General features: G+C 42.3%; 32 protein-coding genes. 24 read left to right on the plus strand and 8 right to left on the minus strand.

The window, feature by feature from the left end; translation table 11 throughout:
* The first annotated feature begins 69 nt into the window (after nt 1-69).
* Both AC6R05_RS06075 and AC6R05_RS06080 read left to right on the plus strand, forming a co-directional pair.
* Nucleotides 70-1164, plus strand: a complete 1095-nt coding sequence (locus AC6R05_RS06075; protein WP_500646889.1) for a DUF8426 domain-containing protein — start codon at nt 70-72, stop codon at nt 1162-1164.
* A 10-nt stretch (nt 1165-1174) separates the two neighbouring features.
* Complete coding sequence (locus AC6R05_RS06080; protein ID WP_500646890.1) at nt 1175-1906, plus strand: hypothetical protein; 732 nt, start codon at nt 1175-1177, stop codon at nt 1904-1906.
* Between the two features lie 79 nt (nt 1907-1985).
* On the opposite strand, the gene AC6R05_RS06085 is transcribed toward AC6R05_RS06080, so the two are convergent.
* The 4 genes from AC6R05_RS06085 to AC6R05_RS06100 all read right to left on the minus strand — a co-directional run bounded on the left by AC6R05_RS06085 (nt 1986) and on the right by AC6R05_RS06100 (nt 7459).
* Complete coding sequence (locus AC6R05_RS06085; RefSeq protein WP_500646891.1) at nt 1986-3362, minus strand: DUF3427 domain-containing protein; 1377 nt, start codon at nt 3360-3362, stop codon at nt 1986-1988.
* Nucleotides 3359-4942, minus strand: coding sequence for an ATP-dependent nuclease (locus AC6R05_RS06090; RefSeq protein WP_500646892.1), 1584 nt, complete (start codon nt 4940-4942; stop codon nt 3359-3361). The genes AC6R05_RS06085 and AC6R05_RS06090 overlap by 4 nt, the downstream gene beginning before the upstream one ends.
* Before the next feature lie 226 nt (nt 4943-5168).
* Nucleotides 5169-6833 (minus strand): hypothetical protein, encoded by a 1665-nt coding sequence (locus tag AC6R05_RS06095; protein ID WP_500646893.1) that lies wholly within the window; start codon nt 6831-6833, stop codon nt 5169-5171.
* On the minus strand, nt 6833-7459 hold the full coding sequence (locus AC6R05_RS06100) for a helix-turn-helix domain-containing protein (RefSeq protein WP_500646894.1): 627 nt from the start codon (nt 7457-7459) through the stop codon (nt 6833-6835). Before AC6R05_RS06100 ends, AC6R05_RS06095 begins: the two co-directional genes overlap by 1 nt.
* A gap of 91 nt (nt 7460-7550) precedes the next feature.
* Between AC6R05_RS06100 and AC6R05_RS06105 the strand changes: the two genes are divergently transcribed.
* From AC6R05_RS06105 to AC6R05_RS06155, 11 genes are all read left to right on the plus strand, one after another.
* Nucleotides 7551-7763, plus strand: a complete 213-nt coding sequence (locus AC6R05_RS06105) for a hypothetical protein (protein WP_063522797.1) — start codon at nt 7551-7553, stop codon at nt 7761-7763.
* A gap of 114 nt (nt 7764-7877) precedes the next feature.
* Nucleotides 7878-8417: a phage regulatory CII family protein gene (locus AC6R05_RS06110; protein ID WP_500646895.1), complete on the plus strand. Its 540-nt coding sequence runs from the start codon at nt 7878-7880 to the stop codon at nt 8415-8417.
* An 11-nt stretch (nt 8418-8428) separates the two neighbouring features.
* Nucleotides 8429-8722, plus strand: coding sequence for a hypothetical protein (locus tag AC6R05_RS06115; protein ID WP_150868707.1), 294 nt, complete (start codon nt 8429-8431; stop codon nt 8720-8722).
* A gap of 109 nt (nt 8723-8831) precedes the next feature.
* A complete protein-coding gene (locus tag AC6R05_RS06120) occupies nt 8832-9236 on the plus strand; it encodes a hypothetical protein (protein WP_500646896.1) in 405 nt (134 codons plus the stop codon).
* Between the two features lie 2 nt (nt 9237-9238).
* Entirely contained in the window at nt 9239-9451 is a 213-nt protein-coding gene (locus AC6R05_RS06125) for a hypothetical protein (RefSeq protein ID WP_500646897.1), read from the plus strand.
* Nucleotides 9448-9849, plus strand: a complete 402-nt coding sequence (locus tag AC6R05_RS06130) for a hypothetical protein (protein WP_500646898.1) — start codon at nt 9448-9450, stop codon at nt 9847-9849. The genes AC6R05_RS06125 and AC6R05_RS06130 overlap by 4 nt, the downstream gene beginning before the upstream one ends.
* Nucleotides 9849-10079, plus strand: a complete 231-nt coding sequence (locus AC6R05_RS06135; RefSeq protein WP_500646899.1) for a hypothetical protein — start codon at nt 9849-9851, stop codon at nt 10077-10079. The genes AC6R05_RS06130 and AC6R05_RS06135 overlap by 1 nt, the downstream gene beginning before the upstream one ends.
* The gene (locus AC6R05_RS06140; RefSeq protein WP_500646900.1) at nt 10076-10198 is read left to right on the plus strand and encodes a hypothetical protein; all 123 of its coding nucleotides are present in this window, start codon (nt 10076-10078) and stop codon (nt 10196-10198) included. Before AC6R05_RS06135 ends, AC6R05_RS06140 begins: the two co-directional genes overlap by 4 nt.
* Nucleotides 10199-10201: 3 nt before the next feature.
* Nucleotides 10202-12292, plus strand: a complete 2091-nt coding sequence (locus AC6R05_RS06145; RefSeq protein ID WP_500646901.1) for a rolling circle replication-associated protein — start codon at nt 10202-10204, stop codon at nt 12290-12292.
* A gap of 96 nt (nt 12293-12388) precedes the next feature.
* Nucleotides 12389-12595 carry a hypothetical protein gene (locus AC6R05_RS06150; RefSeq protein WP_500646902.1) on the plus strand — a complete coding sequence of 69 codons (207 nt, stop codon included), beginning with the start codon at nt 12389-12391 and terminating at the stop codon, nt 12593-12595.
* An 11-nt stretch (nt 12596-12606) separates the two neighbouring features.
* Nucleotides 12607-13125, plus strand: a complete 519-nt coding sequence (locus AC6R05_RS06155) for a hypothetical protein (protein ID WP_500646903.1) — start codon at nt 12607-12609, stop codon at nt 13123-13125.
* On the opposite strand, the gene AC6R05_RS06160 is transcribed toward AC6R05_RS06155, so the two are convergent.
* The 4 genes from AC6R05_RS06160 to AC6R05_RS06175 form a co-directional block, all read right to left on the minus strand.
* On the minus strand, nt 13111-13362 hold the full coding sequence (locus AC6R05_RS06160; protein ID WP_500646904.1) for an Ogr/Delta-like zinc finger protein: 252 nt from the start codon (nt 13360-13362) through the stop codon (nt 13111-13113). The two genes, AC6R05_RS06155 and AC6R05_RS06160, sit on opposite strands and share 15 nt — an antisense overlap.
* A 748-nt stretch (nt 13363-14110) precedes the next feature.
* Nucleotides 14111-15226 carry a ParB/RepB/Spo0J family partition protein gene (locus AC6R05_RS06165; protein WP_500646905.1) on the minus strand — a complete coding sequence of 372 codons (1116 nt, stop codon included), beginning with the start codon at nt 15224-15226 and terminating at the stop codon, nt 14111-14113.
* A 560-nt stretch (nt 15227-15786) separates the two neighbouring features.
* Nucleotides 15787-16806: a phage portal protein gene (locus AC6R05_RS06170; RefSeq protein WP_500646906.1), complete on the minus strand. Its 1020-nt coding sequence runs from the start codon at nt 16804-16806 to the stop codon at nt 15787-15789.
* Between the two features lie 3 nt (nt 16807-16809).
* Nucleotides 16810-18588, minus strand: a complete 1779-nt coding sequence (locus tag AC6R05_RS06175) for a terminase large subunit domain-containing protein (RefSeq protein WP_150868718.1) — start codon at nt 18586-18588, stop codon at nt 16810-16812.
* A 177-nt stretch (nt 18589-18765) separates the two neighbouring features.
* On the opposite strand from AC6R05_RS06175, the gene AC6R05_RS06180 reads away from it, so the two are divergent.
* The 11 genes from AC6R05_RS06180 (at nt 18766) to AC6R05_RS06230 (ending at nt 25601) form a co-directional block, all read left to right on the plus strand.
* Nucleotides 18766-19647, plus strand: coding sequence for a GPO family capsid scaffolding protein (locus tag AC6R05_RS06180; RefSeq protein ID WP_500646907.1), 882 nt, complete (start codon nt 18766-18768; stop codon nt 19645-19647).
* The gene (locus AC6R05_RS06185) at nt 19647-20651 is read left to right on the plus strand and encodes a phage major capsid protein, P2 family (protein ID WP_500646908.1); all 1005 of its coding nucleotides are present in this window, start codon (nt 19647-19649) and stop codon (nt 20649-20651) included. The genes AC6R05_RS06180 and AC6R05_RS06185 overlap by 1 nt, the downstream gene beginning before the upstream one ends.
* Nucleotides 20652-20654: 3 nt before the next feature.
* On the plus strand, nt 20655-21365 hold the full coding sequence (gpM, locus tag AC6R05_RS06190) for a phage terminase small subunit (protein WP_150868720.1): 711 nt from the start codon (nt 20655-20657) through the stop codon (nt 21363-21365).
* Between the two features lie 122 nt (nt 21366-21487).
* On the plus strand, nt 21488-21907 hold the full coding sequence (locus tag AC6R05_RS06195) for a head completion/stabilization protein (RefSeq protein ID WP_150868721.1): 420 nt from the start codon (nt 21488-21490) through the stop codon (nt 21905-21907).
* Complete coding sequence (locus AC6R05_RS06200) at nt 21904-22398, plus strand: phage tail protein (RefSeq protein ID WP_150868722.1); 495 nt, start codon at nt 21904-21906, stop codon at nt 22396-22398. Before AC6R05_RS06195 ends, AC6R05_RS06200 begins: the two co-directional genes overlap by 4 nt.
* Nucleotides 22382-23038, plus strand: a complete 657-nt coding sequence (locus AC6R05_RS06205) for a phage virion morphogenesis protein (RefSeq protein WP_150868723.1) — start codon at nt 22382-22384, stop codon at nt 23036-23038. Before AC6R05_RS06200 ends, AC6R05_RS06205 begins: the two co-directional genes overlap by 17 nt.
* 15 nt (nt 23039-23053) lie before the next feature.
* The gene (locus tag AC6R05_RS06210; protein ID WP_500646909.1) at nt 23054-24175 is read left to right on the plus strand and encodes a DUF2586 domain-containing protein; all 1122 of its coding nucleotides are present in this window, start codon (nt 23054-23056) and stop codon (nt 24173-24175) included.
* Between the two features lie 3 nt (nt 24176-24178).
* Complete coding sequence (locus tag AC6R05_RS06215) at nt 24179-24634, plus strand: phage protein (protein ID WP_102363524.1); 456 nt, start codon at nt 24179-24181, stop codon at nt 24632-24634.
* Nucleotides 24635-24646: 12 nt separating this feature from the next.
* Nucleotides 24647-24865 (plus strand): TraR/DksA C4-type zinc finger protein, encoded by a 219-nt coding sequence (locus AC6R05_RS06220; RefSeq protein ID WP_150868725.1) that lies wholly within the window; start codon nt 24647-24649, stop codon nt 24863-24865.
* Entirely contained in the window at nt 24862-25371 is a 510-nt protein-coding gene (locus tag AC6R05_RS06225; protein WP_500646910.1) for a hypothetical protein, read from the plus strand. The genes AC6R05_RS06220 and AC6R05_RS06225 overlap by 4 nt, the downstream gene beginning before the upstream one ends.
* Nucleotides 25371-25601, plus strand: coding sequence for a hypothetical protein (locus AC6R05_RS06230; RefSeq protein WP_010437017.1), 231 nt, complete (start codon nt 25371-25373; stop codon nt 25599-25601). Before AC6R05_RS06225 ends, AC6R05_RS06230 begins: the two co-directional genes overlap by 1 nt.
* Nucleotides 25602-25603: the final 2 nt, after the last annotated feature.

Consider the following 25603-nt stretch of genomic DNA (forward strand, 5'->3'; position numbering starts at 1 on the left):
ATACGCAACAAGTTAAGCATGCTAGTGTTATCATAGTTCCTTCAAGTTCAAACTTTGGAGCAAGCAACTTTGAGTATCATTCAAATCCCAAATTCTAGACGTTATTGGCTTATTCGTGCAGGAACAAATAGCGGGGAGTACTACGAACAGTTTCGTCTTAACAATGTCGTTGCTGTTGGACATGCCAATCATGTTAGCTTTGCTTTCGATGATAGACACACTCTTACGGATGCCAATAAAGAGCACATAATAGGTGCAGCAGCGGCTAGGTTGTCACAAGGAGCGTCGCAGCGAAAAAGAGGTGAAGAAACAAGGCTTAGAACGCAATTGCGAAGGTTCTTATATGAAGTAAGTGTGGGTGATACTGTTATTACTCTAAAGGAATCAAGCAAAGTTTTGGTTGGTATTGTTACTTCTACTCCTTATTACGCAAGTAGTGTTTTACTAGGCAGGGCAGATGATAGCAAAGAGTGTGATTATAACCTTAGAGTAGACGTTGATTGGAACGATGCTAAAGACAGAGACCTACTTCCTTTAAACTTGGACAAGACATTAAGAGTACCGAATACGATTACAGAGTTTAAAGAAGCGCATCAAATAAGGACTCTAAATCACTGGTTGTACCCGATATATGTTGCTGATGGTGAGGTTCGTTGTTCATTACGCATCGCGTCTGAAAATGATTTGTCAAATCATCAGTTGACGGTTTTGTCTCAGACATTGGATAAACTTGATGTTTTATCGAGCTTCGTAGAATTCGCGAGTCATAATAATCTAGAATTAAATTTGGAAGAGTTTAATTCCTACGTTAATTCTGGTAGAGCTGTCTACGGTCTGAAGGCACAACATTTATTCATGTCCCCTGGGTATAAATTTGTTCAACTTTCCGGGTCAGATTTTAAAAGGCTTGCATTTGCTACATTACTCTCAGCTTCATTTGGCAGTGCTCAGCCTAGTGACTTAGAAGGCCCAGAAGGTTTGGACATTGATGCCGCTCTTAGCTTAGTTGATGAAGTTGCCCACAATGAAGAGATCATTTCTGTTAGGGAAGAGCTGCAAGTTTCTCTTGCTCAAGCAGTAGGGTCGAACTTAGGTAACGGTATGGGAATATCTTTAGATGATACTTCTGCTGATTCAGACCCAGCAGATGAATCAATTTTTTAGAATTTGAGATATGGAACCAAATAACCACAGTGTGCAAGATCAAGAGCAACAAACTCGCTCAACTATCGAACCAACACATGACTATCGAAATGTAAGTTGGTGGCTAAACAATGCTGAAAAACTACATTACCTTGTCATTAGCTTCGCGATTTTGGTTGGTGGGTTTTGGGCGTATCATACTTTTGATGTCCTCCATCAAAGAGACACTGCCGTTGCGCAATTGAGAGAAATTCAAGAGCGTATAAAAGGAACTAATGCCAGTAATATTGACATTCAGCCGAATTCATTCGAGGTTGGGAGTGGGAAATTTGGCATTATTATTAATGTAACTATTCAAAACACAGGAACTAAAGATATCTTCATAGACTGGAGCGAGCAAAATACTCCTTTATCGGTCTACAAGATTAGAGTTGAGAATGGAGATAAACAGGTCTTTGAAAAGTTGTTTTTGCCACGGATATATGCCCCTTTTAATATCGAGAAAAAGAAAAAAGAACACTACAATAGCTTATACCTCCTTGTTGGCGCAAAGAAAGAATTGTCTTTCTATGTCGAAGTTGCAAGTGAGGGAATTTATTATGCAACATTTAATGCTAAGCCTGACAAAAAACTAAACTCAGAAGTAGAGAAAAGCTCAGGTCAGACTGGAGAATGGTTTTCTTCTAAGTACTTTAGGGTAGAGGTTGAACAAAAGCCTAAATTTGAGAACTATATTAAAGCATCACACGTATTTACAAAGTAGATGTTCATGGTGTTCGCTGATTTTTAACGTCAAGTGATTAACGGTACTAATTCTAAGGCCCTAAAGTCTAGGGCTTTAGCTATTTCGTTTTGGCTTTATATGTCTCTGGTGTTAGATCAAAGTGGTTATCGACAGGCCCATTCATTGGGTAAAATTTAGCGTTACCGGTTTTTGAATTGTAGTCATAAACGCGATAAATCCAGTAACGCTCACCAAGTTCGCGAGAAACTTCCACTTCATTTCTCGATATGAAAAAGCCAGTTCCTATTGTTTTGTCAGTCGTTTTAACCTCAATAAACTTTTCATTACCATTATCGTCAAATGACTTCACGTCGTAACCTGCATAGTCATCCTTCTTAGCTACATGTTCAACTTTATCAGCAAGGTCGATAAGCCCTATATTAATGAGATGTTGCCTTTCATGTGCAATAACGAGTTTTTCTCCGGCTAATCCAAGATTGCGATTTCTCTCATCAATGTCGGCCCAGTTGTTAGCTTTTGGGACTGGTCTCTTGGTACTTTTCTTGGGAGTCTTTTTTCTATTAGACGGTTTTGGAGCATCGGTTTCAGTTAGAACAACGTTTGAAATATCAATTTTTCTATTAGCTTCCAATTCTTCATGCGAGCTCCACGAATATAAGTCACCTAAAGAGCCACTCATAGGGTGCTGATGATCAAGGACCTGAAAAATTACTTCAACGGGAATCTTTTTACTGTCTAAGGGGTAACTATAGTCAATGCAACTGAGTTGGCCGACATAGACAAAAGGCTGCGTTTTGCCTTTAATTTTTTGATGAACACGAGCGAAAAGAACAACCGGCTCTTTGTTAATGATCATCACCATATGAGGAGTTGATGGGGTGTTTGCGTTTTGTGACTCCCAATGAAACTGTTTACCACCTAATACAAATGAATCTTTGTATTTATGGGCGTCTTCCTTGTCCTCTTTATTTAGGGTAACGAATAGGACAACACAATTTTTGAATCGAGTGATACCAGTTATATCACGTACTTGCTTTGGAGGTGTTGCTCCAGCGAGGTCGATTGCTTCTAACTTAGAGTACTGCTTCCCAATTTCAAAATTTGAATAGTTAAAAGTTTCAGTTTCTCTTTTGATTTTTTCTCTGATTTCGAAACCTAGCATTCGGAACACTTTAAAGCATTCACTTGTCTTACCTCCAGCGAAATGTTTTGATTGGACTGGTGCATCGAGCAACTCCGATAAGGCTAAACCAAAAATAGCCTTTGGAGGGTAGGTCTTACCATTAATGACAACATCATAATCAGTTGAATCCTTAAAAGTAGTCACTTTGCCATCAAGAGCTTCGAATTCTTCAACAGCAGATTGAACATGCTCTGTATTTAAAGGTAACGATAAGCGTAGTAGGTTTGCGATTCTACCTGTACCTGGCGCTAAAGGGATAAACGAGCCTGTATTGGTCAATAATTTGTTCATGAATTGTGCTTCTCTATATGAGCCCAAACTCGTTCGCATAGTGCAGTTAACTCTGGTGTGAGTTTCCAATCTTGACTATTCATTAAGTCTATTGCGGTATGACAGAATTTAAGCTTGTCATTGATAGTACCCGATTTTTTCTTGTAAAATAGTCTTTTAGTAGTTCCGTTCTTATCAACATAGCGCTCCAAAATTTGTCCAACTCCATGTTTTGGGTTCTGAAATATATCCCTGCGAATATTTTTAAAACGTTCAATTGAACACCCAGAACGTTGTTGAAAAGTACTCCATCGTGCTTTAGCTGTTTCTATGAGAATGTCATAAGGTATATAGTTTTCGACTTCCTTCCAATCCAACAAAACGAGATCGGAACCTAAAGCTTCAGTTAAATTCTCTACTCGTTCGCCTTTGTTTCGAATATCTCCGTCAGCAATGACCAAGATATTTTTATTTAATTTTTTTGCCAGAGTTTGGACATGTGTACATTCGTCGCTAAATGCCCAGTGAGTAATATTACTACCTTGATACTCAACAAATACATAGTGTAGATTTTCGTTGTAACTATTGAGCTTTTTAGCCCTTTCGGTCATACCTTTCTCATTAAGTTCTTGGATATACTTCTTTAAGTAAGCCCGTAAATAGAGCTTATCTGTAACGCCTTCAACCCAAACAGAGCAATTGGCAAGTAATACTGAAGAAGCTCTTACTCCCAAACTATCTAATAAATCCCCATAATTATCGGTCGACTTGACAATAGTATCTCCGTTATTATTTTCAACTAATTGTATTGAAATGTCATTGTAATCTAGGGCTAAATCGATGAAATGATTTGAATGGGTAGTCATGAAGAAAATATGCTGTGGACACAGTCTGAAGGCTTTAATTATAGAACGTTGCAATCCAGCGTGAACATTTTGTTCAGGTTCTTCGATGAAAAATATTCTAGGCTTATCGTCTAAGAATGGTTGTAGAGTTAATAGTATCACTGTTTGGATGCCATCCCCAATATCATATATTGGCAATGATTTATTGTTTCCTATTTTTAGATGAATTACATCGTTCTCTTTACCATTATATTCATCTGGTGTTGATAGTGTAATGCATAATCCGTTAAAGAAGTTATCAGATAGGAAATCTTCATATTTTTTAACGCTAGTATCTTCTTTCTCAGATTCTAGGACTTTCTTTAATTCTTGAAAAAGGGTATGTCCTGTAAATATATTTGTTGATTTATCTGTACCGGTGTCTGCCTTGAAACCCTTATTGAAAAAGTAGTCTTCATTTGTTCTACTTAGATAGAGGTCTTCATGATGAAGTGTACGTAGACCACGTAATAATGGTATATAAGTCTTACCAAAATAATTAGAAGAAACACCATTGATGAATACTTTGCTATCTAACTTAGATGTGTAAAGGAACCTTAATAGTCGACTTTTCCCAGAATTGTTTGGTCCAATTAAGAAGTTTATTTTTTTAAGGTTTTCTAAAGTAAGGGTACCAGTGTAAGATTGGGTAAATTCTTTATCTCTAAGCCTATCTAAGTGTAGCTTTTTGGTTTTATTTTCTAATTCATTAATCATAGATTTACAATTGTGTTTCTTTTTATAGGCTTCAACTATCTAGCCAAATGTTATTTATTTTATATTAATCACATGCTAATTTGAAAGTGGCATGTTTCAATATATAAGTTTCCAAAATACTCAGGACCCTGAAAATACCAATCGAAAATATTCGACTGGTATTTGCAAGAAAACCACAAGGCCTACTAGTATCAATATTGTTATTTCAAGAATCATTTAGGATAAACTATTTTGCCTTCCTGTTGAAACGCTGGGAAACCGTCTTTGTTTGACCGTTGAGTGATTTTGCTATCCCCACAGCCTCTTTCATGTCCCTAAGAAAATCTGGTACATTCTGCGTATCAGCTTTACCATCGTGAAAGTTAAAAAATGAGTTAACAAGTTCTTTCTTAATCATTGCACGTTCTTCTTTCTCAAGCTCTTCGAGGTATGGCGAGATTGTCGCTAATTGGATACCACGTTGACGATAGAGGTTTTCTTTATGTCGATGCAAAGCTGCTTCTTTTAGTAAATAAAGGGCAGGAGCTGTAAGTAAGATAATCATCGATAGTCGCATAAACATAAGTGTCATAGGGCCTACACCACTATCGCGGGCCCCGTCAATATGGATGACTAAGTCGGGTTTTGGTAAAAAGGGTATCTTGACGTTTGTCAGCTCACTAAAGAACACTGACCCTGCATAAATGGCAGCAAGCATGAAAGCGAAACCTGTCAATTGAAATGCCCAGTATACTTTTCGTTCTGTATTTGCTTGTTTGATATGCTGATCGGCCATTACTCCAGACGTGACGATACTTAATTGTGTTTCTAGAGCGTTAATTTTGTCTTGAAAGGTAGATTCCATTTTTTCTTTCAAGGCGTCATATTCACTTACCTTTGATTCAATTCGTTCATTAATCGAAGTGATATTTTCGTTCAAAAATGTATTGAATGAATCTTGCGCATCAGTTTGAGCCTTCTGCACTCTTTGTGATGCATCAATAGATGTCTTTCGAATTGATTCGTTGAGAGATTTCTTACTTTCTTCGATAAATGTATACAAAGAATCTCTTTGTTCATTTGTTATATCGTCATATAGCTCTTTAGCATCAGCTGCTTGTTTCGATAGATGTGTGGCAATGCCTTCTGCATTTTGAATTCTAACTTCAATTCGATTTGTCGACTCTTTTTCATGAATTTTGAACAGCTCTTTGATGTCAGATTCGTGAATTTTACTTTTGTATTCAGCATTAGAAATTAGATTGTTTATCTGGTTTTCTGCTCGGTTTGCTCGAATATCTAGTTCATCACGCACAGATTGGAGTGTAGCACGGATTGTTTCGTTTCCATCATCTACTCTATTCTGAATCGAACGCTGTGTATCCTCGAGCAAACGCTGTGTTTTTTCGATTACTCTCTGCTCTGTATCTGATTCCAAAGCTTTTAAATCTTCTTGCTTGGAATGGATTTCATTCAGAATCTCTTGTAGTGAAGCTCTTGTTTTATTGAGCTTCACTTGTTCATCATGTAACTCTCTTTTAAATTTATTGAGTCCCAAATTTGCATTGTTTTTGAGTTGATTATGGACGATCAATAGAACTAGTTCGTCTATCTCTTCATTAAGCAAATCATTAAAATTTAATAGAATATGATCAAGTTTCGCTAGACTTTTGGGCTGATTGTTAGAAGAATCTTTTATTGTATTCCGGACTATTTTACAAGAACTCTTAGCATCCAGTAGTTTTTGATAAAGATCATTTAATCCACCGTTTACTTTAGTTTGTTGGAGTGCAGTTCTGATGTTAGTAAGAATGGAGTCAGCAAAGCCTATTTGATGGTCTCCTTGTTCTATTTCCTTCAACAAGGACTCACCAGCTTCTTTGAATTCTTTGGGTTTAACGAGACTAACCATTAGACTTTCTCCATCACTAGCGCCACTCTACCTACAACTCTTACCTCACCTTCTTCGACTGTTATCGTCGAGCCGTTAAAGCTGATCGCAAGCTTTTTACCTGGTAAGCGCTGGATTTCGTTTAGAGAGAGTAGGCCGTCCATATCGACTAGGTATGTGCCGCTAACCGCCTGGCGAACTTCTTTGTCGACAATGAATGTAGTTCCATCGTGTTCGATGCCCATTACATTCAGAACCCCAAGTTTGTCTAGGTAGCTCTTATCAAAAACTAGCGTTTCATTTCCGATAAGCTTTCCGTTCACTAAGGTGAAGTAGTCGATGTCAAACAGTGTCTTCGCCTCATTCTTCTTGGAAACATGCTTTTGCGTGCTTTCGTCAGGAAAAGCTTCACCTACACCTGTAGCCATATAAGCAACAGATGCTCCAGTTCTCAAGTGAGTCCTAATAATTATTTCATAAGGGGTTAATTTGCGTTGATGCCAAGTAGAAATGGTTGATTTTGGTACGCCAAGAACCTCTGCAAGTGAAAGGAAATCACGTGAATTAGTGATCTCTTTCAATTTCTCAGTTACTTCACGTCCTTTAAGGTACTCAATTGGGCGATCTAAGCCTTGATAATCACTCATAATCGATCTAATATTCGCCTTGTTGGGTGAATGATGAGGTGCAACTAATCATTCCCGTATAAAACATTCAATTACTTAACAGGATATCACTATGCTCTCATATCAAGTAGTCCTAAATACGCCTTTCATGACGTATGACCAATACTCTCAATTCTCTGGTATGCCTAAGCGCACCATCATGGATTGGGTAGCCGATGGTCGCTTACCTATTAAAACTAAAGCAAAAGGTAAAGAAACCCCTCTCATCAACATGATCGCTTTAGTTGAAATGGCGACTCGTGAAACGATGGAAAAGCTAGGATAGGCCGTCATGCATTTATCCTCTCTAATGCCGACCAAAGAGTATTGCCCGCTGTGGCTCAATATTCTTGGTTGGGGTTTCCTTTCCATCCCGTTTGTCTTCAATTGAGTATTGGTTATGAACGAAATTGACTCAATGTGCGAATTCCGTGGCTCTAAACAAAAGGCATTTAACGAAGCGTGTTGTGCATTTGCGAACTCGGAGAACATGACCAAGTTAGCAAAAGAGGTAGGTATGAATGCCACTATGCTGCGCAACAAGCTCAACCCTGAGCAGCCGCACATTCTAACTAACGTTGAACTGGTGCTGATAACTAAAGCGAGTGGCAACTACACGATTCTTAATAGCCTTTTGCTTGGCCTTGGCGTGGTGACAGCACAGATCCCTCATGATGCGAGCGAAGAAACGTTCATTAAACGTGCATTGGAAAACGCAATGCACTCTGGCGACCTTTCTCGTATGGCTTTAGAGCATGCAGGCAAAGATCGCCTTAGTCGTACAAACAAGCACATCATCATTCAAAAAGCACAAGCAGGTATCAGCAACCTTGTGCTTCTAATTAACGATATAGAGAGCCGTACAAAAGGCGTTTCCCCATTCTTAGCTATGAGTGCGGATTTGGTCGCCAATGGTTCGGCAATTCCAGGCTTAAGTTAAAGGAAAATTTTATGTCAGTTGCAACAATCGAACACTCAGACCAAGCAATACCACCTCTAGAAAATCCGTGTCCTGATTTGCCGTGTTGGTCTCTGAACCGCGAGCAAAAGGAGCGTGGCCTAACGTTTTTACAACGAACAAGAAAAGAACTTGGCGAACGTAAATTAAAGCCGCTTCGTTCACGTAGAGCAGAACTACAAGCGCAGTACGCCAATACTAATAGCAACACAGAGCGTCAGCGTCTCTCACGAGAGATTCATAGAATTGATGCCAGCGCACAGGACGTGCTCTCTCGTTGGTCTTAGCTCAGTAAAGCCGAAACAACCTAGCCATTAGGCAATTTGCCTAAACCCTGTATCCCTCTTGCGCTTTGAGAGGGAGGGTTTTTTACATCCAAAATTTGAGGAAATGATGATGAGTAACATTGAAGAACATTTGTTTAGTCAGTCTTTTAAGCAAATCGCTGAACGTTTTAATTCAAGCAACCAAGAGCAACAGCACAAGGTGTTAATTCAATTAGATGCTATCGCGAAGAAGCAAGAACCTATCGCTACCCACCGCCCGCAAGAAGAAGTACTGGCCGACATCAAAGAAGCAATGAAATGCGATCGCGCTCGTGTGTTCTTTGGTTATTCATTTCCTAGCTGGTACCGCAACGGTTCAATTGAGCAAGTTTCACAACTTCACCATTGGGCGAACCTAGATATGAGTAACCGTCATCTGTTTCTTGAAATGCTCGGCCTCCGTGACTTAGGTCGGTTTGATGATGAGGCACTGTATCAATTCGAACAATTTTGTTTGTCAAAAGTAGGGGCGTGAATATGAAGCAAGGAACTAACTCTAGAGAGAGGCAATTGATTGAGTATCTACGAGACCGATTGCAAGAGACGTGTGATTGTATCGAGGCGGGCTACGACATCATGCGTGAAGCTGGTGTAACAACGTCTGATTCTCAAATGACAGTCGAAGATGCTCAACTTTTTATTGGAGAAGCTAACCAATATTTAGCAGGTCTTACAGAGGTGGAAGCATGAGTACAATCACTGTATTTCGTAATGATTTAGAACATGGCCTTCGTAGTGAAGGTTTTACCACTCGCAAAATTGAGCAGTTCATTCGAGTCTTCAATGATATTGATTCTAACCAAGGTGCAATGCTTCAGCTCGATTCTACACGAGCTATGTTGGTGAATGTGAATGGCACAGAACAGGGGCTGTGCCTTGAAGACTTCATAACGGCTTGGTGGGTGTTTTGGGTAGTGGTGTTCAACCAGTCAACAGATACCGCTATGCATCATCAAGCTTTAGGTGCAATTCGTGCACTCTTTTTTGTTTCTGCTTGTACCAAAAGCGTTAACCAAAACGCGACTATGCAAATGTGGTGGCGAGACTGTGAACCACTCCATGGCTATCCAACCTTGGAGGTCTCTTGATGTTGAACTATGTTGCAGTGGCACTAAACAACGGGGGCGGGGTCATTCGCCATGATGAAACTAATGAAGTTAAGAGTGTAGTGCTTGGTGAGTTTGATTCATTAGAGCCGGCCATAGATACAGCTTGTAAGTTGTTTAACTGCCGGCATGTTATGAATGGTGTGATCATCAAAGGTAATCATACCGGTGGTCATATGATAATGGATACACAGGAGTTGGCTGAATTATGAGTGAAGTATTAAAAGCCGCCCCTAAAACACTGCTAGGCACTTTATTTTCCGATGACGAGTCGATTCAAACTCAATCGAAGGTTACCCGTAAATCAAAAGACTTCTTGGATGAGTGTTAATGTATGGAATTGAATGATCTTCTTTATAGTGTAGGGGCTGTGATGCCCCTCGATAAAATCCGTAGAAACGATGCCAGCTATAACGCTGGTTTTTTAGTATCCAAAATTTACACCGACCAAGAGCAAGCGCTTCTAGATTCGGGGTTAGTAAAGAAAATTCCGATTTACGACCGGGTCTTGAATCAAAAATCTAAACGAGAAGTTGAGCTTGAAAAGTCGACCGATCTTTATAAAGCGCTCAACCATCGCTCCGAACACGACCGCGAAGCGGCGGCGAGAATCGCCGAAGACAATAGGCTAGTCAAAGGGCGCAAAAGTCCGACAGAAAAATATCGGCATAGAATAGAGCGAAATCGCCGCACTCTGCGACTGCTAGACAAGGTATTAAAGCCGTCGGAAGTTTTGCAAAGCCCAGAGTCATATTTCAATCATGACTCGCTCTATGGTTCTACAGAGCGAAACATATCAGCTGTTTTGCGTGACAAGGGCAAAGTTAATCTATGTGAACCGAAAGTTATCCCTACCTCGGTGCAACTTCAGCAACGCAAGTGTTTCAATCAATATCGAATTCAGCACATTACTCAAACTCCTGCGAGTAAAGCGCCTGCTGCAAACAATGGTGATAGATATACCGATAAACTTACCAAGAGGGCAGTAACACAAATTTTTGAAAGTGCAGCGTACTCTGCTGTTTGCAACGAGGGCTTTACCACGTTCCTGACACTTACATTTACAAAGGCTCAACGTCTAGCAATTTTTGGGGGTATGGCAGACGAATCTGAACTTGGTGGGCTGGGTGCTAGACACCCTATCCGTTATCGAAGAAACATGGTGACGTATTCAAGTAACTCAAGGGAAAAAAGAGTAGCTTTACCCGTGATGAATATTGCTGGTCCATATTCAACTGTCCCATACAAAAATCGTCCTCGAACGAAGCTAATGAACATGACCGGCGATATCGCTGGCGATTATTGCCGGTTGGAGGATAAACCAGTCAGTGAATTCACTCTTGATAAAACGAGTGAAACAACAATGGGGAAAGAGGTCTCTCGTTTTCTTGATGCTTGCAAAAAAATGTATCAAAGAGGGTGGGTAGCCGACCACACGATACAAAATGATACCGATAGCGGGCAAAGTTACTGCGATCTGAAATTGGAGAAAGTACCAGACCATATTGGTAAACCCAGCGATGTTGGTCCAACGATGAAGCCTTTAGATTTTCACTATATTTGGGTCGCTGAATGTCCGGCCAACGAAGATGGAGAGCCCAATCCGCATGTGCATGTACTCCTCAAATGGAATGTGGAACCTAGGCTTTTTAGTGCTTGGGCAAAACGGCTCGAAAAAATATGGGGGCATGGTTTCGCAAAGCTTGAACGAATTAAGAAACCAAAAGCTGCAGGTTCTTACATTATTAAAGCTGTCGGCTATGCCGCAAAAGGCGGGGATGCTGAGCAAGGGTTGATAAAAGGTAATCGCTACAATATTTCCAAATGCACTCGAGCTCCAAAGTGGGAATGTTTGGCTTCATTTGAGGCAGGAAACATGACTGCAGTGATCAAAGAATTGGGATACAAGCTGGAACAATGGAAAAAGCCTTTAAAGAGAAAGGCATCAAAGTTAATTGCTGCTAAAGCCCAAACCATTAAAGCTAAATCGATAGCAGTTCAACAAGGAAAACCGAAAGAACTCACGGATAAGATGCAATCCAGGATAATCAGGTTAGAAAAGCAAGCTGAAATTGTTAACAAGCAGATTCGTGAACGCGGGGTTCATGTCTCTTCTGGGAACCGTTTCTCGATAACGTTTGAGGGGGGAGAGTCTAGTTCTAAGCTGGATGACTTTCTATTCTGGGCTGCTGGCGCTAGAGGTTGGTCAATGGAGTGCCGTGATATTGATATGAGAGATCTTAAGGAAAAAGCAGATGCGCACTATCACAGCGCATTCACTCGGCATCAAGAACGTAGAGCGTATTGGAAAGCGGTGTTTGAAGACTCTCCACCGATTTTGGATATAGACGAGGACGAATACAGCTTCTTGATGGAAACGCAGAATCAATATACCGAACTATGTCTAGAAGCTATGTTGCACTAGCCAAATTGAGTGCAATATCTCTCTTCATAAAAACACTGTATAAATCCCATGAAAACTACTGTATATTCATACAGTCTTTTGGTTTGGAGTAGAGCTATGTCATTAAAAGAACAAGACATATTTTTACAAGCGATGGAATTCATTATAGATGCTGTAGCACTCAGCACTGAAGGTGAAAGCAGAGCTGATATAGGTATTTATTTGATGGGATTGTTGGTCGCGGACCAGAGATCAGAGTTACAGCCTGAGAAGTTAGATGCAATGAAGCAACTTATTAAGATGGCTGATGAAGTTTATGATTAGGAGTTTAAAAAATGTCTAGAGGAAAAAAAATAAGAGCATACTATTTTGTGGTCTTTTTCGGCTTAATTTCATTTTCGATGATTTTGAGTCTGGAGCAGTTGATGCCACTGCTTAGTTCTTCATCTGTATGGGCAAGTGTTTATGCGGGGTTGTTTTTTGTGTTTTCCATCGTGTGGGGGAGTGTTCATTGGGACTATATGAAAAAAATAAACAATTATACTGAACTAAAAAGTATACTAATCTTTTCCTCTAAATCTTATTTTCCACTTCTGGGTACATGGTCATTTATCACAGAAGTGTGCAGTAGCTATTACCAATCTTTAGTTACCTTTCGAAAATTTAACGAGTCAGTCGACTTCACTGACATTATTACGTTCGCAGATTTTAACAATGTTACCCTTGGTTTTGGCACTTTCATGTTTGTTTTGTCTTTTTTGTCTTTATATATTTTTGACGATAAGAAAAAACCGGGTGAATTGTATGAAAAAAGCTATTGGTTAAATATGACCAAATACTCAAATAAGCGTTAGTTGTGCTTTTAACTTATCGAGCTGATCGGGGGCTAGGGCTTTAACCATTTCAAAAGTTAGTTGAGAAGTCGTTTTAGCCGAAGGACTTAGAGTGTGGCTAAAGGTTAGGTTCATCACAAAAGAGTGGCCGCATTCTGGGTCACTGCAACTACAGTATAAGTCGCTATAACGCGCTGATATACGGTTTGTTTTTTGTATCCTGGCTTTCTCACCGCATTCTGGGCAAATTACTCTCATATGACACAATCAAGTTAATGGATTCATAGCTCATAGTACTAAAATATATTGATTTTTGTACAGGAGTTATAAGATTCTTAGAGCTTCCATGATAAAAGATATTATTCGATTCAGAATAAGGCATTTGCTAGAAGCGTTGTTGAGGCAAGGATAAATCAGATTTATCGAGGGTGTTGAACTCTTGATATGAATATAGAAATCCATAGAATTAGGGGATTAAAATGGAAATACTAGCAGTTTTGTATGAACTTGGCTTCGACTTCCATGTAAAAGTTGGGGGATGTATCTTGTTAATATCTCTTATAGTAGAGCAGATATATAAAGAGCATATGCAAAAGGGCATACGCGACATTTGGAAAATGTTTAATCACTATCGAAATAGCGCTCCCCCATGTTTGTATGAAATGTTGCCGGTCAGAGCTCAGCGCCTGCTTGATACAGCAAGTATGATAACAGGCTACACTGTAGTCTTGATCTGCTTGTGGTATGAACTACTAATACTAAATTTGGCAAAAATATCAGGTTTTTGGTCATTGTCACTAGATATGCGTTTGAGTGTGAGTGTGATGTTTTTGATGTTTATTTTTTTCCAACTTTCTGCGTTAAGGTATTCGAATCGAATATTGCAATCGATATTAGCACCCACTTAGAAGTTGTGTAAGCTGTAAACGAGATAATGCTTGATGAATAACCAGTACTGGTTTTTTATGCCTTAGTTGTTTTAGTTTAAACAACTAAGGCCAAGATGTTACAGACCGTTTGCTGTCCCTTTAACCAAGCGCTCGATCTTACCGTCTGAGTATATAACCACGATGTCTATACCGATGTTGCCCACGTGCTCGCTAAGAGTTCTAAGGTCGTTGTGATACATGCCTGCAATAGTTAGTTTTTTCTTACTGAAGAAGTTTTTGTAGAGCATTAGCTGACCAATGGCGAGCTGAATGTTTTTCCTTGTGAGTGTTCTCTTTACTTCTATCACTTCGTTATCAGTGAGAATATCTACTCTACCAGTGGCACAAAAAAGCTCTGTGCGATTTTTGTTTCCGTCAAAGAAGTGGTGTTTTAGCAAAAACTCTACTAAATCTGCTTCAACTTCAAAGTCTGGCTCACTAAATCGGTGATTGAACCGAGATTTTCCTTTATAGCCTGATTCACCGTCTTGTGTTTCGTAATCAAAATTACGTTGTCGCGACCATCCACTACCTCGCTCACTCTCGTATTCGTTTCGTTTTCGAAGTGACTCAACGACTTTTCTTACTGTTGCTACAGAAACGCCATGTCGTTCAGCCACTTCGATGTCTGGTCTTCCCTCGAGTGCTTCTTCATAGAGGCTCTTGTTTCTAATTTCTCTGATTTTATTATTAAACTTTAGGCATGCCGGTTTTGCTATGCGCTCGGTACATTTTACAGCAGACATTACTTCATCAACCTCGACCTTAGGGTAAGGGTTAAAATCTAGTGAGTTTCTGTTGATGTTTTTCTTTTTGTCAAAAATAAGTTCCGTAGCTATTTCTGCAGCATTTACTATGTCCGGATTTAATCTTACTAAAGCTTGATGATGCTCCGCGTTCGCTGACAGTGATAGATAAATAGCGTCATTGAGGGTGCCTTCATTCAATACATTAACTTTTATATAAGGTGAACCAGCTTTAAAGTGAGCTTCAACCCGATGGAAGCCATCAACTAGATAGTAACCCTCTGAGCCTAAGTCCGTTGCTTTAACCACGGAGATAGGTGGGATATGTTCACCATCAAGAATGCTATCTCGAATATTCTGAATATGGCCATAGTTTGTTTCTCGTCGATGTTGTGTTCTTGCATCGACAACGACAGCCTCTAGAGGGATATTTTGCTGTTTAGACATAGTTCTTAGTTAGTTTAGAAAGGAGAGGGACTATACCACCTTTGTTGTTGCTGATTAAGTTGCATAGTTGGTTGAATGTGTTGATATTTTAGTATTCCCATCCATTTGATGGTTACTTTCCTCCTCTATGTTCCTCGACTAAGTCAATGCACACGTAAATCGCACTCCTCCTCCCCACCTGCGAGGTTTACGATCACTTTTTTTCGCAGTTTTCAAATGGCGAAATTAAGGGGATTCAGAAAGCCGCCAAACTAGCGCCAAGCCTTTAGCAATAAGGGGTACTGCAATATGATTTTCCCTATCAAAATGGCTTATGAAGCGTCTAAGAGAATTTCGTAGTGCGAAGAAGTTTGAAGAAAGTTGAAATTTGAATGATCAGGTTTGATCTCTGCTTTGACTGTAAGTGATTGAAAGTCAATGATTTTAGTTTTTTATGTCATGGTTTGGGATGATCTTGAATGTAATTTGATGATCTGTTTAAGGTAGGCTTAGCCCTTATCGGCTAAGGGCTAAGTACTATTTTAAAGCATCAAACAAAATGGCAAAAAATTTCGCACCTTCTAAGCTGCTTGATTCCCTAAATCAAATTCCAAGTGCAAACTCTTAGGCACTTCGGGGTCACTGTTTACGGCATCCATAAACATTTGGCAGGCAGGAATCACCTCATTTTTGCAGTAAACGTAGTCAAACTTTATTGGGTCACCACGTGTACCGCCGTTAGGAATGATAGCGGCTAACTCGACAGGGAAACGGTGGCCGGTGATCACTTCTTGTGCTGTGACGTTTTTAATCTTCTCGTATTCATCTTTTGTCGCAATGTCGCCAACAGGAATTAGCTGAATACCTTTCTCGTTCCCGTTTGGAATGTTGATGAACATAGAGCGAAAGTTGCCAACACCACGGCTCGATGCCATTTTCTTCTTAAGGTCGTCTTCATCTTGTTTGCTAAGGTTTGGGTCCGTTGCATAGAAGATAAAGCCCATATGCAGGCCATTCTTGTAGTAGCGGCGGCGGAACGTGGTCGAATCCTTACTTAACAAAGCAGACTGAACACAGCCTAGGTAATCAGGCCCGCCATATACTTGTTGAACAGGGTCATATTGCTTGATGAAGATGATGTCTTCTTTCTTGTAGCTCTTCTGTTTGTTGTCACGCTCAAGAAAAGCAAAATTACCGTTCTTACGTTTTCGCAAATACATGCTCGGAATCGGCCACAGCCCCACAACTTCACCAAAATAGTTGCGTAATTTGAGTAGGGCGGTATCACCGAACTCTAAGAAGTCATGGACGGCTGACTGCATCTGTTGTTTCTTCATTCCGCCTTTTGTGAACCTACCTGCAATCATATTGCGGCGAGCCATCAAGATGGAGCCATGATAAGCGTTGGCACGAGTTAGCTTATTCAAGCCAGCTCTATCTAGAGGTGGTTCCCAGTAGTCGCCATCTTCGTTGTAATAGAGTTCGTTGTAGTCGTAGTTGGTGAAGTCACGGTCCATGATTTCAGGCTCGCCGAAGCTAAACATGAGGCTTTCATCATTGGTTTCTGTTTCTTGAGGTGCTTCAATTGTTTGTTCAGTCATTGATTAAATCTGCCAGGTTGATTTGCGTTTTGCGGTATGGTCGAGCGGTTCGTTGATACAGGCATGAGATATCGCCCAGAACGCATCGGCATGACCGACCAACTCACTGCGATCGGCTTTGAATGTCATCATGCCGCCACCATTTGTCATAGAACGCTTAATGGCCATAAACGCCGCTGGTATATCTTTGATTTCTTTATCGAACTGAATCCGATTTCCTTCGACAATATCAATCATCTTCATCACTAAGCGGTTTTTATTTTCGTTACTGTAATGGATTGGGTGAGCTTCCCTAGGATACTTCTGGTGTATCAGGTCCCAGACCCCGCCACCGATGCCGGTTGTGTCCACGCCTAGATAGGTAACGTTGTAACGCTTCATCATCTGGTCTATCTGATTAACGTGGTATTGGAAGTTGAGGCCTTTCCAGTAGTGGCGCTCAAGTACACGGAATTTCTCTTTACCGTCGATAGGCGGCGCAATAACGATAAGGCAGGCATTATCTCGTGTTCGACTTGGGTCATAACCTAGCCATACTTCACGATTACCAAACGGTCGGCTCTCTGTCGGGATGAAATCTTGCCAGGTATTTGTATCGACCATGAGCCTTTCAAGCTGGGTGAACTTAAACACTGAGGCCGAATCATCTACGAACTCACACTTGTATAGATTACGGAAAGCATCGGGGCTGTACTCTTCTTCAAGTTCCTTTGCATCAATAAGGTGACAACCGCCTTTCACTGCATCGTGAACATCAATAATGTAGCGCCATTGTTTATCAGGGCAGACGCGGCCACCATTTCTTAGCTCTTTGTTCGATGGGAACTCAATGTTTTTTCGAGTTTCTTTTTCACCTCGCCAGGCATCACCAGTCCAAAATGGGTAAGCAGGGTGGTTCTTGCTTGATGGAGTAGAGAAATAGGTTTTTCGAAAGCGCGTTTGTGTCGCACAAGCAGAAGCAACGTCACTTAACTTTTTGAAGTCACGTATCCAAAAGTATTCATCAATGTAGACATTGCCTGAGCGGGACTGCGCAGAGTTAGCATTCGTGGATAGAAAGTGCAGTTCGGCTTTGTTACTTAGAATGATCGGGTTGCCGGTTAATTCTATTCCCCAAAACTCATGAGCTATCTTTGTGATGTAGGCTCTAAACACTTCGGCCTGAGCTCTAGTCGCAGAAACGAAGATTTGATTCTCACCTGTAAGCACAGCATCTTCGAACGCTTCGCCTGCGGTGCCGTAGGTAAAACCAATTTGTCGGCTCTTCAGAATATTGCGGGTACGGGGCATCTTAGGGTCATTCTTAATTGATCGCGCTAAACGTTGGTAATCAAACAGGCTCGCGACCCACTCTTCAAAGTCTGCGGCGTCTAGGTGTCCAATATCGTTTTTCGCCTTCTTCTTTTGACGGCGCGAATCTTTACCACTGTTATTAGAATCACGAACTGGTGCAACAGAGCTGCCAGAATTCTGAGCCCGTTGCTCTTTCATCTTAATTTCAGCGTTTGCCTTTCTTAGCTTGACGATTTGGCCTGCCAGCAGTTCAAGCTCTTTTAGTTGCTGATCACTTTTCTCATCCTTATCAATTAGAACCGCAAGTCTGCGGTTAATCATCTGCTCAGCAGAAAGCTCATCCAACAACGCCGCCCAACCAAAATCTTTAGCCCAGTTGTAGATAACTCGTGTGCTATTGAGGTTGAGCTGCTCTGCAATTTCTTTAGGAGGAACACCACGCAAGTAGAGCTTTTGCGCTGCCTCTTTTACTTCGTTTGTATATGCCATGTGCCAATCATACGCCCAGATAACCACCTAAATTGCATAGCAAAATTCGGCTCCGTTCGGATTTGGCGTATATCCGAATTGACCAGAATTGAAGTGGCTGAAAGGGCAAATTTAAAGGCGTATTGTTTGAGTCCAGAAACACCTAACTGACAAATTTTTACTAGGTACAAAACACAAATGGCAAAAATCAGTGATTGGAAAATAGTAGCGACAGAAGGGCCAACGGTTGATGGTCGTAAGATCACCCGAGAGTGGCTAACTCAGATTGCTGAAAGCTATGCAATGACTGAATACACCGCTTTGATCTGGCCTGAACATAAACGCTTTGGTGGTTACGGTAGTAACTGGGGAAAAGTGGTTGAAGTGAAAGCAGAAGAAGTGGATGGGAAAATGCGCTTGTTCGCCAAGCTTGAACCAAACCAATACTTACTTGAAGCCAACAAGCTAGAGCAAAAGCTGTTTACCTCCATCGAACCTAATCCAGATTATAAAGGGCAAGGAAAGTGCTATCTCATGGGCATAGCCGTGACCGATTCCCCAGCATCGTCTGGTACTTCAATCCTTAAGTTCTCTCGCCAAGAGGGAGAAACCACAGAGCTGCAATGTAGCCAGTTAGAAGAACTCAACCTTGATGAATATTACTCAAGAACTGATCGTTTTTTAGCAATGTGCAGTGCCTTTTTCAATTCTGGTGACAACGAACCAGACCTAACACCTGTCCCTGAACCAGAGGAAAAAGATGTGACTGAAGAACAGTTAAATGCCGCGCTGAAAAAGCATTTCGGCATCATGAAAGGCGAGCTGAAAGATGAACTAAAACAAGAATTCAATCTTCAAGCTGAGCAGCCACCGCACGAGCTAGAAGACAAGCCTGAGCAGCTTTCAATGGAACAGTTTAGCGCTGAACTCCAAAAGCAAATTGCGCCAGTAATGGAAAAGGTCGATGGCCTGGAAACCAAGTTCGCAGAGCTAAAGCAAGAGAAGCCTGGTCAAAAGCCAGGTGAAGAAGGCAATGGCGGCGATGATGAAAACAAATTCAATGCTAAGGACATGTATTAATGTTAAATGCCGTTTCTACTCAATGTATCAAAGAATTCTGTGATGTAACTGTTGAAGCCGCTGGGGCCGCTGTCGGTTCTAAGATGTTTAGTATCACGCCAGTTATGGAAACCAAGCTGCGTGAAGCAATGAAACATTCGCATGCTTTCCTTGGCATGATTCATACGGGCTTTGTGGAACAAATCAAAGGTCAGGTGGTTGATGTTGGTTTGGATGGTCTAGCTACTGGTCGTGCTAATGGTCGATTCAGTGTTGATGTGGACCAAGAAGGTAACACCTACGAGCTAGTCAAAACTGACTCAGGTTGTCACATCCCTTGGGAGCTGATGACCCAATGGATTAACTCTGGTAGCAAAGGCCAGTGGCTTAACCTGATGAAAAACTCTATCGCGAAACGTTTTGCGCTAGACATGTTGCGTATTGGCTTTAACGGTACAAGCATTGCGAAGGTCACAGACCCTGCTAATAACCCGCTAGGTCAAGACGTCAATAAAGGCTGGCTGAAAATCGTTAAAGAGAAAAAAGCCGCTCAAGTGATCCCAGCCGCTAAGTTAGACCCAACTGGTCAAACAGTAGGTTCCTATAAAAACCTTGATTCGTTAGTTCAAGACTTAATCAATACCACCATTGCGGAGCAATATCGCCAAGACGATGATCTTGTAGTTATTGTTGGCTCAAACTTGGTGGCTGCTGAGCAACATCGCTTATTGGAGTCGGCGGAAACACCAACAGAACACAAAGCCGCTCAATCCCTTGCTAAGACTATTGCGGGCAAGAAAGCCTATACACCGCCGTTTTTCCCTGCAAATGCGATTTGGGTAACTAACCTGAAAAACCTGCAAATTTTAACGCAAACAGGTACTCAATGGCGCAAGCAAGAGAACAACACGGACCGACTGCGTTTTGAATCCAACCATATTCGGATGGAAGGTTACGCGGTAGGTAACTTTGGAAAGTTCGCAGCGATTGAAGCTGTAGAAGTTGTTGAACCTGCGCAGGGGTAACGTATGGCAAGCCCTTTAGCAAAAGCGCGTCAGCAAATCATTGAAAAAGAAGAGCGACAACAAGGTGAAAATGTTATCGCTAACCCGAACAGCTTGCACCTGTTACTGGCAGAGCTAGAGACAGACTTGAAAGTCTTGAAGAACTTCAACCGAACAGATGAAAAGGTCGAACATAAACGTGACGTGCTGGTACCCAAGTACCGTACAGCGGTGGAAGGTTATCTAGCCGGCGATGAAAAGTTTGATAATCCGTTGTTTGCTCAGATGGTGATTTGGCTGTTCGACATCGAAGATCTTGATACTGCGATTGAATGGTGTGGTATTGCCATCGAACGTGGGCTTGATACGCCGGAACGATTCAAGCGTGACTTCGCGACATTTTGCGCTGATGAAGTATTAGCCTGGTCTGAGCGTATGACTGAACAATGTCATTCCATCGAGCCTTACTTTTCTCAAGTTTTTGAGAAGGTTCGCAATGAGTGGAGCATCAACGAAAAGCCAACAGCTAAGTGGCTTAAATTCGCTGGCCTTAATCTGATTCGAAATGACAAAGGTAAGCCACACGCCGCATCAGTCGGGAATGTTGAAACCTTACAAAAGGCGAAAGTGTTCCTTGAAGAAGCTCATGAACAGTACGCAGCTATTGGTGTCGGCACAATGATCGACAATATCGACCAACGTATTCGAGCTCTCGAGTCAGGTAATAACCTGTAAAGACTCCAACGCCACCGCGCCTCGGCTGACGAGGAAGAACAAGTGATTTATCACTACGTTTATTCCGTCGACTCAGTGGCTAGAGGCGCCCTAATTAACTGCAGTAGCAAAGAGGTTGAATCATGAGCTTTGGCGGAAAAATGGATAAAACGAGTGACCAAGCCATACCTGGTGAAGGTTGGCCAAGCTTATCGACCGATGAATTTCGCCAATTACGCCGTATTCCGCATACGTTTGATAACGACTCTATTGCTGCGGCCATCACGATTGCCGCGCTGAATATTCAACAGAAGTTAGACCGCTTGTTGGTTGATGGTATTCCGCCATCAATGAGCATCGCCAAAACCACATTGTACAAACGTGCTGTGTATGGCCGAGCTCATTCTGAATTGTTACCCGAGTTTGCGACGCAAGACAGGCGTAAAGAAGGGGACAACGCGGCGATAGATGAGCCACAACAGGCGGCCCGTTTTCTAGCTCAAAGTAATAAAGATGTCTCTCAATTGCTCGGGCGCAGTGCCAATGGTATCGATTCGATATGAGTCACACGGTTTACAACAAGACCAAGCTTGAGCATTTAACGGAATACATCGTTAGCCACCTTAATAGCAACGTACTTGATAACAAAATTGATGCTTGGCAAGAGAACGGCTCGATTGTCCCAAGTGGTGAAGACCGAGGTAACGATGGTTACATCGCGTGTTACTGGAAATACAACGCGGTGATCTCGGTAGAGGAGTTTCCTCACCGATTGTTAGACCCACGTTGTTTGTTAGCTCTGGTTGCCTGTTGGTTAAGCGACCATGAAGAAGACCGAAACGAACAGGAACTTGAAGACCCAACGCTATCGGTGGATGTGATCAGCAATGAAGTCGCTGATGTGAGCATAGAGCTTGAGCTGATGGAGCCTATCGAGTTGGTACCAGATTCAGAAGCCGGAATGATTACCTGGCGCGGAATTAAATACCGAGTTCAGGCCGTAGAGATTTACACCGCAGAAGAAGCGGAGTTGGTGAATGAAACCGACGATTAGTGCGAATAAAAGGGATGTGCTCAACATGCAAGAAAAGCTTGCCATGTTAGCACTACCACCCAAAAAGCGAGTTTGGATACTGAAAACCCTTGGCCGATGGGAAAAGACCAATACACGCAAACGCATTCAGCAACAGAAAGATATTCATGGGCAAGCATTACAGCCCAAAAAAGGGAAGAAGCGCGGCAAAGTGATGCGCCGTATGGCGAAAGGGTTAACCCCTTATGTACGAAACGCCAACATGCTCGACCTAACTTGGAACAACAAGCTCACCGCAAGAATTGCAGCCAGGCACCACGTTGGTCAAAAACAAAAAATGACCAAGCTCCAAATGCAAAAGCGATGGGGAACACCAAACTATTCCGCGCCTTGCTCTAAAGGGCAAGCGCGAAAGCTAAGGGAGTTGGGTTACACGGTACCGAGAAAAAGTGGCAAAGGACGAAAAAAGCCAAGCCTTCGTCTATTGATGGAAACCGTTACCCATGGGCAAGCAGGGCAAATTATCCGGGAGCTGAGCAATCAGCCCAATGTCACCGCTTGGGATATCCCATTAGCAGAACGCCAGATATTAGGCAGTAACGAACGCGAAGTAACCCGACAGCTCATAAAGATCTTTGAGCAGGCCAAGACGCGAACATAAGCGAGGAAATAACCAATGGCAACCGGAAAGGTAGAGGTAAACAACCTCAATTTAGGGCAAGGCGGGATTCCAGAGATTGAGCGCCACCTGCTCTACATCGGGCGAACAGATAAAGCCGAACTGCAAGGCAAAGTTACCCGTGTAAACAACATGACCAACCTTGATGAGGTGGTTACTGATGATGCGCTAGGCGCAAACGTCAAATCCGCGCAGCTCAATGGTAAACAAAACTGGACGGGCGCCATCTTCGGTTTGGCTGATGGTGATTCTTGGGAAGACGCTGTAGATACTGCCAACCTTACTGACTCTTTCGAAGGTATTTGTGTTGTTGACGTTGTGACCAACAAAGCCGAGTTCATAGCGATGCAAGACAAAGCAACAGAGCTAACGAGCAAACTTGGTCGTTGGGTGTTCTTCCTTGCTGCGTGTGCTGGTATTGATGCAGATACCCAAACGTGGTCGGAGTATGAAACCGCCATGCTAGCCCTAGTGAAAGATGTGGCAGCAAATATGGTAACGCCAGTGCCAATGCTTAACGGCAATAATGTTGGTGTGCTTGGTGGTCGCTTATGTGATCGCGCTGTCACCGTAGCCGATAGCCCAATGCGAGTCGCAACGGGAAGCCTATTAGGTCTTGGTGAAATGCCAGTGGATAGCGCAGGTAAACCACTTGAAATGAGCACTATTTCAGCGCTAGCCGATGCGCGTTATTCACTGCCCCAGTGGTACGCAGATATGGAAGGTGTTTACTGGACAGATGCCACCACGCTGGAAGCGAAAGGCGGAGACTATCAATACCTTGAATATGTTCGCCCCGTTCACAAGCTAAATCGCCGCGTTCGAATTAAAGCGATTCGTCGTATTGCTGACCGCATTCTTAATTCAACACCACCAAGTATCGAGCTCAACCGCACTTACTTCAGTAAAGACATGCGCGACATGTCGAAGACTACTGAGATTGGTGGCATTCCGTTCCCTGGTGAAATCATGCCACCACGCGATGAAGATGTGTCAATTCAGTGGATGAGCAAAACCAAAGTAAACATTGGCTTAATGGTTCGTCCTCATAACTGCCCGAAACACATTGTGGTCAACATTGGGCTTGATCTCTCTAACCCTGCAGATTCGGAGGCGTAACCAATGAGCATGCGTATTTCTGGCAAGAACATGCACTTTTCAATGGGCGACTACAAGCTAAAAGCGCAAAAAGTCACCCTGTCTATTACCGACAATTCAGCCGTGAATAAAACCTCTGGTGTGCCAGATGGTTGGGTAGATGGCGACGTAGAAGCAAGCGGTGAAATGGAGCTCACTACTCAACAGTTTAACCAGTTGAGTAAAGCTGCAAGCCAAGCGGGTTCATGGCGTGGATTACCTGACTTCGATGCGCTTTTCTTCGGCAAGATTGATAAAGATGAGCTGAAAGTAGAAGCCTTTGGTTGTCGAATCAAAATCTCTGATTTGCTCGATGTTGATTCTAACGGTGGTAGCGCATTGGTTCACAAACTGCCGTTTGAAGTGACAAGCCCAGACTTTGTGAAGATCAACGGCACATCATACCTGCGATCGGACGAAACCGAAGACTTGGTGCAGTAATAAGGGGGCGTGATGTCTGATGTTATCGACCATGCCAGTGGCCTTGAAACCCAATTCACAGAAGTGGCGCTTGTCAACCAACTGGCAAGGGCTAAGCGAATTGAACAGCGGGAAAGCGCACAGGAATGCGGCGAATGTGGCGACCCAATACCCGAAGAACGCCGCCAGAAAGTACCAGGGTGCCAATATTGCACCCTGTGCCAAAGCGACATGGAGAGAATGACGCGATGAAACTAGGAAAGCTCTTTGTTGAGCATGTGATTAAGCCGGTTCTTGACCATTTAGATATGGCAACAGGCGGATACGGAAAAATGAACACGCAAGCCGCTATCAATCTGATTTTGATGATCGTGGCTCATGAGTCTGGAAAGTTGACCTATTCAAAACAGGTTCGTGGTCCTGCTCTTGGTTTTACCCAGATGGAGCCAGCGACATTCCAATGGTTGATTGAGTGGCTAGGCAAATCGCGCCCTCACTTGTTGGATGCTTTATCTATGTTTGGGCCAGTTGGTGCTGATCCTATTTGTGAAAGCGATGCGGATTATATGGTGATTTCCCCTCAGTTTGCGGTTGCTACTGCACGGTTGAACTTGATTCGGTTCCCAGAAGCTCTGCCCGAAGCGGATGATTTGGAAGGGCTTGCGCGATACGCCAAAAAGTATTGGAACACTCACGCAGGTAAGGCTACTGAAGCGGATTACCTCAACGCATACAAATCCATGGTTGGAGAAGATTAATGAGCTTTTTAACTGGAATTATCGGCAAAACCTTACTCGAAGTTTTGAAAGGCCTGTTCTTTCAAATCGGTTGGAAAATCATTCTTGAACGCTTTGCGACTCGCTTGGTGGTGTGGGGCTTGGAAACACTAAAAGGCTTAAGCACAAATGATGTTCTTCAAGAAACTGTTGACGACATCATTGCAGCACTTCAGGGCAAACGCTTGAAGGAAATCCCACAGAAGGAATAGCG

The organism is Vibrio sp. R11-SG3-ISO9, from assembly GCF_059834255.1.

Excerpts from the sequence above, each read along its gene's own strand:
- gpM (WP_150868720.1), top strand. The coding sequence starts at position 20,655 with ATGGCAAGCCCTTTAGCAAAAGCGCGTCAGCAAATCATTGAAAAAGAA.
- AC6R05_RS06120 (WP_500646896.1), top strand. The coding sequence starts at position 8,832 with ATGAGTAACATTGAAGAACATTTGTTTAGTCAGTCTTTTAAGCAAATC.
- AC6R05_RS06125 (WP_500646897.1), top strand. The coding sequence starts at position 9,239 with ATGAAGCAAGGAACTAACTCTAGAGAGAGGCAATTGATTGAGTATCTA.
- AC6R05_RS06220 (WP_150868725.1), top strand. The coding sequence starts at position 24,647 with ATGTCTGATGTTATCGACCATGCCAGTGGCCTTGAAACCCAATTCACA.
- AC6R05_RS06085 (WP_500646891.1), bottom strand. The coding sequence starts at position 3,362 with ATGAACAAATTATTGACCAATACAGGCTCGTTTATCCCTTTAGCGCCA.
- AC6R05_RS06160 (WP_500646904.1), bottom strand. The coding sequence starts at position 13,362 with ATGAGAGTAATTTGCCCAGAATGCGGTGAGAAAGCCAGGATACAAAAA.
- AC6R05_RS06130 (WP_500646898.1), top strand. The coding sequence starts at position 9,448 with ATGAGTACAATCACTGTATTTCGTAATGATTTAGAACATGGCCTTCGT.
- AC6R05_RS06140 (WP_500646900.1), top strand. The coding sequence starts at position 10,076 with ATGAGTGAAGTATTAAAAGCCGCCCCTAAAACACTGCTAGGCACTTTA.
- AC6R05_RS06195 (WP_150868721.1), top strand. The coding sequence starts at position 21,488 with ATGAGCTTTGGCGGAAAAATGGATAAAACGAGTGACCAAGCCATACCT.
- AC6R05_RS06095 (WP_500646893.1), bottom strand. The coding sequence starts at position 6,833 with ATGGTTAGTCTCGTTAAACCCAAAGAATTCAAAGAAGCTGGTGAGTCC.
- AC6R05_RS06110 (WP_500646895.1), top strand. The coding sequence starts at position 7,878 with ATGAACGAAATTGACTCAATGTGCGAATTCCGTGGCTCTAAACAAAAG.
- AC6R05_RS06185 (WP_500646908.1), top strand. The coding sequence starts at position 19,647 with ATGTTAAATGCCGTTTCTACTCAATGTATCAAAGAATTCTGTGATGTA.
- AC6R05_RS06205 (WP_150868723.1), top strand. The coding sequence starts at position 22,382 with ATGAAACCGACGATTAGTGCGAATAAAAGGGATGTGCTCAACATGCAA.
- AC6R05_RS06105 (WP_063522797.1), top strand. The coding sequence starts at position 7,551 with ATGCTCTCATATCAAGTAGTCCTAAATACGCCTTTCATGACGTATGAC.
- AC6R05_RS06090 (WP_500646892.1), bottom strand. The coding sequence starts at position 4,942 with ATGATTAATGAATTAGAAAATAAAACCAAAAAGCTACACTTAGATAGG.
- AC6R05_RS06175 (WP_150868718.1), bottom strand. The coding sequence starts at position 18,588 with ATGGCATATACAAACGAAGTAAAAGAGGCAGCGCAAAAGCTCTACTTG.
- AC6R05_RS06135 (WP_500646899.1), top strand. The coding sequence starts at position 9,849 with ATGTTGAACTATGTTGCAGTGGCACTAAACAACGGGGGCGGGGTCATT.
- AC6R05_RS06100 (WP_500646894.1), bottom strand. The coding sequence starts at position 7,459 with ATGAGTGATTATCAAGGCTTAGATCGCCCAATTGAGTACCTTAAAGGA.
- AC6R05_RS06115 (WP_150868707.1), top strand. The coding sequence starts at position 8,429 with ATGTCAGTTGCAACAATCGAACACTCAGACCAAGCAATACCACCTCTA.
- AC6R05_RS06215 (WP_102363524.1), top strand. The coding sequence starts at position 24,179 with ATGAGCATGCGTATTTCTGGCAAGAACATGCACTTTTCAATGGGCGAC.
- AC6R05_RS06145 (WP_500646901.1), top strand. The coding sequence starts at position 10,202 with ATGGAATTGAATGATCTTCTTTATAGTGTAGGGGCTGTGATGCCCCTC.
- AC6R05_RS06210 (WP_500646909.1), top strand. The coding sequence starts at position 23,054 with ATGGCAACCGGAAAGGTAGAGGTAAACAACCTCAATTTAGGGCAAGGC.
- AC6R05_RS06225 (WP_500646910.1), top strand. The coding sequence starts at position 24,862 with ATGAAACTAGGAAAGCTCTTTGTTGAGCATGTGATTAAGCCGGTTCTT.
- AC6R05_RS06150 (WP_500646902.1), top strand. The coding sequence starts at position 12,389 with ATGTCATTAAAAGAACAAGACATATTTTTACAAGCGATGGAATTCATT.
- AC6R05_RS06155 (WP_500646903.1), top strand. The coding sequence starts at position 12,607 with ATGTCTAGAGGAAAAAAAATAAGAGCATACTATTTTGTGGTCTTTTTC.
- AC6R05_RS06200 (WP_150868722.1), top strand. The coding sequence starts at position 21,904 with ATGAGTCACACGGTTTACAACAAGACCAAGCTTGAGCATTTAACGGAA.
- AC6R05_RS06230 (WP_010437017.1), top strand. The coding sequence starts at position 25,371 with ATGAGCTTTTTAACTGGAATTATCGGCAAAACCTTACTCGAAGTTTTG.
- AC6R05_RS06165 (WP_500646905.1), bottom strand. The coding sequence starts at position 15,226 with ATGTCTAAACAGCAAAATATCCCTCTAGAGGCTGTCGTTGTCGATGCA.
- AC6R05_RS06180 (WP_500646907.1), top strand. The coding sequence starts at position 18,766 with ATGGCAAAAATCAGTGATTGGAAAATAGTAGCGACAGAAGGGCCAACG.
- AC6R05_RS06170 (WP_500646906.1), bottom strand. The coding sequence starts at position 16,806 with ATGACTGAACAAACAATTGAAGCACCTCAAGAAACAGAAACCAATGAT.
- AC6R05_RS06080 (WP_500646890.1), top strand. The coding sequence starts at position 1,175 with ATGGAACCAAATAACCACAGTGTGCAAGATCAAGAGCAACAAACTCGC.